We start from the raw sequence: 5,280 nt of genomic DNA, 5'->3' as shown, positions 1-5,280 counted from the left end.
CGCTCGCGCGATGAGGTGTCCGACGAGGAATACGAGGAGTTCTACCGGCACGTCTCGCATGCGTGGGAAAAGCCTCTGGAGATCATCACGCTCAAGGCCGAGGGCACCTTCGAGTACCAGGCGTTGCTGTTCATCCCCACCCAGGCGCCGTTCGATCTGTTCATGCGCGAGCGCAACGTCGGTATCTCGCTCTACGTCAAGCGTGTGTTCATCATGGACGACTGCGAAGAGCTGATGCCCGAGTATCTGAGGTTCGTCAAGGGTGTCGTCGACGCCGCGGACCTGTCGCTCAACGTGTCTCGGGAAATCCTGCAGCAGGACCGGCAGATCCGTGCCATCCGGCGCCGCCTCACCAAGAAGGTCATCTCGACGGTCAGCGAGATGCGCAGCTCCCGGCCGGAGGACTACCAGACCTTCTGGTCGAGCTTCGGTCGCGTGTTCAAGGAAGGTCTGGTCAACGACTTCGACAACCGCGATGCCGTCCTCAAGGCGTCGGTGTTCGCCTCCACCCACAGCGACGAAGAACTGACGTCGCTTGCCGATTACGTGGGCCGGATGCCGGAGAAGCAGGACTCGATCTACTACATGACCGGTGAGTCGCGTCAGCAGATCGAGAGCTCCCCGCATCTGGAGGCGTTCCGCGCCAAGGGGATCGAGGTGCTGATCCTCGCCGATCCAGTGGACGAGATGTGGGTCGGTGCCGGCCTGGAATTCGAGGGCAAGCAGTTCCGGTCGGTGGCGAAGGGAGCCGTCGACCTCGACGGCATCGACGGGGACTCCGACGCCGACGATGCCGACGACGAGAAGGCCAAGGACTTCGAGGGTCTGCTGACGTGGCTGGGCGAGGCGCTCTCCGACGACATCACCGAGGCTCGGCTGTCCAAACGACTCACCGAATCGGCGGCGTGCCTCGTCGGTGACGACTTCTCGATGTCGCCGCAGCTGGAGAAGCTGTATCGGGCGTCGGGTCAGGAGGTGCCCAAGACCAAGCGGGCACTCGAACTCAACGCCGCGCACCCGCTGGTCGCCGGCCTGAACAAGGCGTTCGGTGCCACGACCGATCACCAGTCGCTCATCGACACCGCCCGACTCGTCTATGGCATGGCGCTGATCGCCGAAGGCGGCGAACTCGACGACCCGGCCGCGTTCGCCCGGCTGCTGGCGGCGACGCTCACCGATTCGCTCGGCGCGCAGGAGCAGGACGGTGCCGCTGCGGCAGGGGACACCGCGGGGGAGTCGCCGAAGGGTGACGCAGAAGGAGTGGACGCAGAAGGGGCGACGCAGTCGGGTGAGTGAGCCCACCACCACGTGGCGCCGCCGGCCGGGACGAGGATGGCTCGCCGGCGCCGCCACGTTGGTGGTGATCGTCGTTGCCGTGGCGACGACGCTGGTGTTCACCCTTGGACGTGAGGATTCCTCGCCGTCCACCCCGGCCGAGACGGTCTCTGCCTTTCTGCGCGCGGTCGCCGACGACGACGGTGCCGCCGCGCTCGCGCTGATGACCGAGCCCCCGTCGCGCGAGTTCCTGACGTCCGACGCGTTGGCGCGGGCGCACGCCGCCGCCGCGATCACCGACGTCTCCGCACGCGAGCTCGGTTCGGGTGAAAGCAGCGGCGGCTCGACGACTCCGGTCGCGCCGACCCCACCCCCCGGTTCCCGGACCGCCGGCGAGTCCGCCGACGTCGGTGCCGAGTTCCGGATCGGTGGCCATCCGGTCCGCACGACGTATCGCACGGTACGCGACGGCCGGCGATGGCTGGTCGACGACGGTCTCGCCGCGGTGGAACTGGCGTCGTCGACGATTCCCGGTCTGTCGCTGCAGGGTCGGCCGGTCGCCGGGATCGGCACCGCCTATGTCTTTCCGGGCCGTCTTGTCTGGGGAAGCAGCAATCGCTACCTTGCCGTCACCGACTCGACCGACGTCACCGGGGGTGCGGCGGCGCCGACGAGGGCCGATCCCGGCGTCACCCTCGGTGACGCCGGCAATGCTGCGGTGGACTCGGCGCTGCACACCTACCTGGATCGATGCGCGAATTCCACGCAGGCCGACGCCTCGACGGATCGGCCGGGATGCGTGCAACGCCTGTACCGCTCGGCAGAGGTCTCCTCGGTCCGCTGGCGCGCGCCGAGCAGTCTGCACGACCTGGTCCGGGAACTCGATCCGGCAACCCCCACCTCGGTATCGGTGTTCGGTGGGGTCACCTGGCGGGCGCACTACACCGCGACCTACGGTGGCGAGACGACCGCGGAGGTGGACCAGCCGATGAACGGTGCGGTCGACCTCGACGCACAACCCGTCCCGACGTACTCATCTGCCGGCTGAGGCGCCGTCCGCGGGCGAGGTCAGGACGCCGCGTCGAGCGCACCCGACTCGGCGTCTCCGGGCAACGCGACGACCGCGATGTCGTTGGCGCGGAACAGCGGCTGCAGTGGGACTCGGTGGCGTGCAGCACATTCGGTGATCATCGATGCCCACCCGCGGTCTCGCGCCGTCACCCCATCAGCCCCCGGACGCGCCAGCAGAGCGGCGAGGGACAATCCGCTGCTCGCGGCGATCACCTGACCGAGGTGCTCCATCATCGTGTCGAGGAGATGGCGATTCGGGGTGTGCGGCAGTGGTAGCTGGTTGATCACGGGAATCATCTGCGTGCCGCGTTCGACGAAGACCAGCCACAGGGTCGGCTCGTCGAATCCGAGTGGCCCCATCAGGGCACGCCACCGTTCGCGGAGTTCGGCGACATCGTAGAAGGGCAGCTGCGCGGCCTCGGTCGGTGGGATCGGATCGGTGTCGGGAACGGCCCTGTCGGGAACGGTGCTGTCGGGAACGGTGCTGTCGGGTACGGGGTCGGCCGCCCCGGAGACAGGCTGAGGGGATGTGGGATTGCGGTGATCGGATGTCATGGGCAGATCCTGCGCCGACGTGGACCTGTGGTGCGCACTTGCATCCACACCTGTGAGTCCCGCCCTTGACGTATGGGGGCCCGCTGCGCAACCATGTCGGTCTCGTGCACCGGGCCCGTGCCAGACTGGGCGGATGGGCTTACTCACCCCGCTGGCCGTCCGCATCGGCTCGATTCCTTGGATGCCGCGCTATCTTCCGAAGATTGTCAAGTGTGACAACGTGATACGTACGTTGACCGGCGAGCGGTACGGACTGCTCGACATTGCCGGACTGCCGAACACGACCGTGCTGGTGGCGGGCAGGCGTAGCGGTGTGGAGCGGCAGACGCGATTGCTCGCGGTCCCGCGATCCGGCGGCCGCTGGCTGATCGCCGGATCGTATTTCGGCGGCGAGAAGACTCCGCAATGGGTGTACAACCTGCGCGCCACCGACTCCGCCGAGATCATCGACCGTGGCCGGCGCCGTGCGGTGCGCGTCGCCGAACTCCATGACGATCACCGAGCCGCCGCATGGCAGGAGTTGCGGTCGGTGTGGCCCAACTTCGATCTCTACGAGAAGCGCACCGACCGGCTGATCCCGGTCTTCGAACTCACGCCGACCGACTGAGGCCGGCCTCCCGGTGACGCTTCGGTTCTTCAGGATCCGGAGAACCTGGGCTTGCGCTTCTCGAAGACGGCCGTCACCGCCTCGGTGAGGTCGTTGCTCGGCAGGAACGCCGCGTTCCAGGCCGCCACATAGCGCAGGCTGTCGGCCTGAGCCGCGGAACGGCTGTGATCGAGCACGGCCTTGACGCCCTGGACCACCAGCGGCGGATTGTCGGCGATCTCGCGGGCGGTCGCTCGAGCGGCCTCGAGTGCCTCCTCCGGGGTGGCGAACACGTCGTTGACGAGCCCGATCTTCTCCGCGCGGGCGGCGTCGATGTCCTTGCCGGTCAACGCGAGCTCCCGCAGGTGCCCCTCGCCGATGATCCCGGGCAGGCGGGCCAGGGTGCCGACGTCGGCGACCATCGCCACACGCACCTCGCGCACACTGAACTTCGCGTCGGAGCTGGCATAGCGGACGTCGGCGGCGGTGATGAGGTCCACGCCGCCGCCGATGCACCAGCCCGAGATCGCCGCGATCACCGGTGTGCGGCAGTCCGCGACGGCAGTGATCGATGCCTGCATGCGACGGATCGTGTCGTGGAACTCGGTGCGTTCCTTGGCTTTCGAGCCGTCGGCGAGAACCGCCCCGAGGTCACCGGCCATCGCCGCGAGATCGAGTCCGTAGGAGAAGTGCGCACCCGAACCGCGGAGCACGATCGCGCGGACCGCATCGTCGGCGTCGAGTTCGGCGACGAGCACCGGTAGCTCCGCCCAGAAATCCGGGCCCATCGCATTGCCCTTGCCGGGGCCGATCAGGCTCACCTCGGCGATGTCGTCGCCGACCACGACGTCGAAGGCCTTCCGCTGTGTGTCACTCATGCCTAGCAGGCTACCGAGACGCTCATCGTGCGACTCACCCGCACGTCTGCGGCGGGCAGGTGATCGGGGCGGACGCGGACGAGTGGATCCTTCGGTACGAAGCGAACGTGGGGGAACGCGGTGAACGGACTACGCAATCCCGTCGCCCCACCGGTCGTCGTACACCACGACGGCGATCTGGCCTTCGCCGAATTCGAACTGGGGCCGGCGTACGAGGGCCCGGCAGGTCTCGTGCCCGGCGGAATGGTCGCCGCAGTCCTCGATCAACTGTTGGGCTCGGCGGCCGAGCACGCGGGACACCCGGGAATGACCGGCACCCTCACCGTCCGCTGTCGACAGGGGACCGCGCTCGGGCCGATCCGTGCGGAGGCGCGCCTCGATCGGGTGGAGGGTGTCAAATCGATTGCGACCGGCCGTATCCTGACCGCCGACGGTGTCACCGCCGAAGCCGAGGGGATTTTCATCCTGCCGCGGTGGGCCCGGGACGCGGCGACCGCGGAGTCATTGCGCACGTCGCTCGGCGACGGCTGAGCCGACCACCGAAGGAGTCGAGCGTCTCGGGGGAGTACCGCAAGAACGGTCAAGCGGCGCAGGGCGCAGGCGTCAGATACTGGAACCATGACGACGACCCCTGTTCTCCGGTCATGACCGACCCCGGTCGTGACCGCGTGCGTGAATTGCTCGACGCAGTACTCGCCGACGACAACGTCTCGCTGTCCGGAATGGCGGCGGGTGCGCACAGCTCCGAATTCCATTTCAGCAGGCAGGTGAGCCGATTCGCCGGAGAGTCACCGGTGGCGATGCGTCGGCGGGTGATGCTCGAGCGGGCGTGCTGGTATCTGCGCCAGGGGAGTTCGGTCACCGAGGTGGCCTTCGATTCCGGCTACGACACGGTCGAGGGATTCAGCCGGGCCT

6 protein-coding genes and 1 pseudogene are annotated in these 5,280 nt (G+C 67.9%); 5 read left to right on the top strand and 2 right to left on the bottom strand.

What is annotated here, in order from left to right:
* Positions 1-1,296 (top strand): molecular chaperone HtpG (htpG, locus tag B1964_RS11545; RefSeq protein ID WP_079929837.1); only part of this gene is annotated, 1,296 nt, incomplete at its 5' end.
* The gene (locus B1964_RS11540) at positions 1,289-2,323 is read left to right on the top strand and encodes a hypothetical protein (RefSeq protein WP_079929836.1); all 1,035 of its coding nucleotides are present in this window, start codon (positions 1,289-1,291) and stop codon (positions 2,321-2,323) included. The genes htpG and B1964_RS11540, both read left to right, overlap by 8 nt.
* 20 nt (positions 2,324-2,343) lie before the next feature.
* On the opposite strand, the gene B1964_RS11535 is transcribed toward B1964_RS11540, so the two are convergent.
* Positions 2,344-2,901 carry a hypothetical protein gene (locus B1964_RS11535; protein WP_079929835.1) on the bottom strand — a complete coding sequence of 186 codons (558 nt, stop codon included), beginning with the start codon at positions 2,899-2,901 and terminating at the stop codon, positions 2,344-2,346.
* 133 nt (positions 2,902-3,034) lie between these two features.
* Between B1964_RS11535 and B1964_RS11530 the strand changes: the two genes are divergently transcribed.
* On the top strand, positions 3,035-3,508 hold the full coding sequence (locus B1964_RS11530) for a nitroreductase family deazaflavin-dependent oxidoreductase (protein ID WP_079929834.1): 474 nt from the start codon (positions 3,035-3,037) through the stop codon (positions 3,506-3,508).
* A 29-nt stretch (positions 3,509-3,537) separates the two neighbouring features.
* On the opposite strand, the gene B1964_RS11525 is transcribed toward B1964_RS11530, so the two are convergent.
* Positions 3,538-4,365, bottom strand: a complete 828-nt coding sequence (locus tag B1964_RS11525) for a crotonase/enoyl-CoA hydratase family protein (protein ID WP_079929833.1) — start codon at positions 4,363-4,365, stop codon at positions 3,538-3,540.
* 93 nt (positions 4,366-4,458) lie between these two features.
* On the opposite strand from B1964_RS11525, the pseudogene B1964_RS11520 reads away from it, so the two are divergent.
* Positions 4,459-4,896: pseudogene (locus B1964_RS11520) on the top strand (PaaI family thioesterase); the annotation flags it as partial.
* Between the two features lie 113 nt (positions 4,897-5,009).
* Positions 5,010-5,280: helix-turn-helix domain-containing protein (locus tag B1964_RS11515; protein ID WP_139765705.1), on the top strand; the 271-nt coding region annotated here is incomplete at its 3' end.

The organism is Gordonia sp. i37, from assembly GCF_002043085.1.
Lineage (GTDB): Bacteria > Actinomycetota > Actinomycetes > Mycobacteriales > Mycobacteriaceae > Gordonia > Gordonia polyisoprenivorans.
Note: the sequence above shows the minus strand (reverse complement) of the source record. Positions and strands in the feature narration are given on the sequence as shown.

What these genes read in the sequence shown, in the direction of transcription:
- B1964_RS11535 (WP_079929835.1), bottom strand. Translation starts at nt 2,901, where the DNA reads ATGACATCCGATCACCGCAATCCCACATCCCCTCAGCCTGTCTCCGGG.
- B1964_RS11530 (WP_079929834.1), top strand. Translation starts at nt 3,035, where the DNA reads ATGGGCTTACTCACCCCGCTGGCCGTCCGCATCGGCTCGATTCCTTGG.
- B1964_RS11525 (WP_079929833.1), bottom strand. Translation starts at nt 4,365, where the DNA reads ATGAGTGACACACAGCGGAAGGCCTTCGACGTCGTGGTCGGCGACGAC.